The sequence below is a fragment of the Nocardioides sp. CPCC 206348 genome, from assembly GCF_048654705.1.
Taxonomy (GTDB): Bacteria; Actinomycetota; Actinomycetes; order Propionibacteriales; family Nocardioidaceae; genus Nocardioides.
In genome coordinates, this window is record NZ_JBMCZA010000154.1 from 777 (window position 1) to 3320 (window position 2544).

5 protein-coding genes are annotated in these 2544 nt (G+C 69.4%); 3 read left to right on the forward strand and 2 right to left on the reverse strand.

Annotation, left to right across the window (positions count from 1 at the left end; translation table 11 throughout):
* Nucleotides 1-293, forward strand: a 293-nt coding sequence (locus tag ACOADB_RS10860; protein WP_378598094.1) for a VOC family protein, incomplete at its 5' end; no start/stop codon positions are given.
* A 14-nt stretch (nucleotides 294-307) separates the two neighbouring features.
* Nucleotides 308-943, forward strand: a complete 636-nt coding sequence (locus ACOADB_RS10865) for a DUF2461 domain-containing protein (RefSeq protein ID WP_378598096.1) — start codon at nucleotides 308-310, stop codon at nucleotides 941-943.
* Between the two features lie 71 nt (nucleotides 944-1014).
* Here the strand turns inward: ACOADB_RS10865 and ACOADB_RS10870 are convergent, their stop codons facing one another.
* On the reverse strand, nucleotides 1015-1467 hold the full coding sequence (locus tag ACOADB_RS10870) for a nuclear transport factor 2 family protein (RefSeq protein ID WP_378598098.1): 453 nt from the start codon (nucleotides 1465-1467) through the stop codon (nucleotides 1015-1017).
* Between the two features lie 117 nt (nucleotides 1468-1584).
* On the opposite strand from ACOADB_RS10870, the gene ACOADB_RS10875 reads away from it, so the two are divergent.
* Complete coding sequence (locus ACOADB_RS10875; RefSeq protein WP_378598100.1) at nucleotides 1585-2262, forward strand: hypothetical protein; 678 nt, start codon at nucleotides 1585-1587, stop codon at nucleotides 2260-2262.
* An 18-nt stretch (nucleotides 2263-2280) separates the two neighbouring features.
* Here ACOADB_RS10875 and ACOADB_RS10880 read toward each other — a convergent pair.
* The coding region (locus tag ACOADB_RS10880) for a hypothetical protein (RefSeq protein ID WP_378598101.1) at nucleotides 2281-2544 on the reverse strand (264 nt) is incomplete at its 5' end.

The following is a 2544-nucleotide window of genomic DNA, read 5'->3' on the forward strand; positions in this document are numbered from 1 at the left end:
GTGCCGCGGAGGACACAGGCCCGCCGGACGAGTGGTCGTGGAAGGTGCAGGGCGGCCCGCTCGTCTTCGCGCCCTTCGCCGCCGACACGGACTACTGGGCCGCGGACAAGCAGGTCATGCTCAACCTGCGGGTGAGCGACCTCGACAGCCTGCTCGAGCAACTGGCGAGCCGCGGCATCGTGGTGGTCGTCAAGCCTGAGTGGGATTCGCCGGAGGTCGGCCGCTTCGCGCGGATCCACGACCCCGAGGGCAACGCGATCGAACTGTGGGAGCCACCGGCCGATCCTGCGTGACTAGGCTGCGCGGCATGGCTGAGTTCACCGGCTTCCCTGAAGCTGCCCTCGACTTCTACGACGACCTGGAGGTCGACAACACCAAGTCGTTCTGGGACGCCCACAAGGCCATCTACGACGAGAGTGTGAAGGCGCCGATGGTGGCGCTGACCGATGCGCTGGCGCAGGAGTTCGGCGCGGCCAAGGTGTTCCGGCCCTACCGCGACGTCCGCTTCGCCAAGGACAAGACGCCGTACAAGAACCACCAGGGTGCGTTCGTCGGCGTCGGTCCCGCGACGGGTTGGTACGTCGAGGTGGCCGCGCCCGGTGTGCGGGTCGGTGGCGGCGTCTACGAGATGTCGGGGGAGCGCCTGGCTGCGATGCGCGAGGCGATGGCCGACGACAAGACCGGCCCGGCCCTCGAACGGATCCTCGGCGACCTCGAGCGGGGCGGCTTCGGGATCGCCGGCGACCGGCTGAAGACCGTGCCGCGCGGCTACGACAAGGACCACCCGCGGATCGAGCTGCTGCGCATGAAGACGGTCCTCGGGATGCAGGAGTACGGCTTCGAACCGTTCATCCACACCGCCGACCTGCTCGACCGGGTGCGCGAGGACTGGCGGCGTCTGCGCCCGCTGGTCAACTGGATCACCGAAGCCACCGCCGTTTGATGGGGTAGTCCCGGGTCAAAAGCACCGCGACTCGCGGGTTTTCGGTGCTTTTGACCCGGGACTACCGCCACTCAGGCAGAGGTGAAGCTGGCCATCGTCCGGTCCGGCTCCCAGAACGCCTTCATCGACTTCACGCGGCCGTCGTCGTGGATGACGTAGACCATGATCAGGTCGGTCACCGCGGACGAGCCGTCGGGGAACGTCGTGCGGATCTGGCCGATGTTGGCGCAGGTGTTGCTGCCCGGGTTCGCGAACGAGTCGCTGATCGTGAACTCGAACTTGTCGATCGGAGCGATCGCCTTGTCCCAGAACGCCGAGATGCCGGCGTGCCCGTGGTGGCCCTTGCCCTCCGGGTCGAACATCGAGGGGCCGACCGGGTCCTCGAGGACGGCGTCCTCGGCGTAGACGGTCAGCCACTCGGCGAGGTCGCCCCTGGCGACGGCGGAGTACGAACGCTGGGAGGCGGCGCGGGCCGGGTGCGGGTCGTTCGGCGCGTTCCAGACGATGGCGTCGGAGGTGATCATGGCGCCATCGTAGACAGAATCTAGAACGTGTTCTAGTGGCGGATGCCACATGTACTGCACGCCCTTCGGCCATCGTTGGTTCACGTCGCGCTCACCGGCCCCTGCGACCGTCGGGACATGCCCAAGAAGCGCAAGGCGTGGATCCACGTCGGGATGGCAGGCACGGCCGACGCGATCGAGCCCGCCCTCGCCCACCACCACGAGGCACTCGTCGAGCTCGGCGTCGCCTCGATCGCACAGACGCCCGCGGAGAGCTTCCGCGCGGCCGTTGAGCTCACCCGCTCCCACAAGGCCTGGGGACTCAAGCGCGGCGACGTCGAGGGTCAGTGGACCCGGATGGTCCGTCGCGCACAGAAGTCCCGAGCCGACCTGGCGTTCAGCCAGCCCCTGCTCGCCACCGCCACGGCGGACCAGATCGCCCTGCTGATCGACGCCCTCACGGGCCACCAGGTGCACGTCGTCGTCACGACCGGCCTGGACGACGAGTCCGACGCGATCACCCGCTGGGCGGCCGCCGTACGCAAGCCGGAGCGGTTGCACGTCATCGAGACCGACGGCATGGACCCCGCGGACGTCTGGAAGGCCTTCGGCAAGGTCGTCGGCTTCGGTACGACGTCCCTGCGGCTCGACGCGGTCCCGCAGGCGACGGCCGCGGTGCAGTCGTTGCCCGAGGCCATGCGCGAGCTGGAGCGGCTCTCCCGGCGCAACGCCTCGCTCGAGGTCCGCCTCGAGGAGCTGGACCGCCGGCGCCGCAAGCTCAAGCGCAAGCTCGGCAAGTTGGACGACGTCGCCTGACCACGTGACCGCTGCCGGTCAGTTGACGCTGATCGTCAGCGGGTCGGCCGCGTCGTCGGTGTAGCCGGCCAGCCCCGACAGCGTCGCCGTCCACGCGCCGCTCGCCTTCGGGTAGACCCGTGCCGTGAAGGTGCCCGTGGCGGTCGTCGTCACGGTCGCGACGAGGGCGGAGGTCGACCCGCCGGTCGGCTGGAAGGCCACCTTCACCCGGACCCCGGGCGCCGGGAGCGTGGTGCCCGCGTACGTCCGGGTCACGGAACCGCTGATCGTCACCGAACCGCC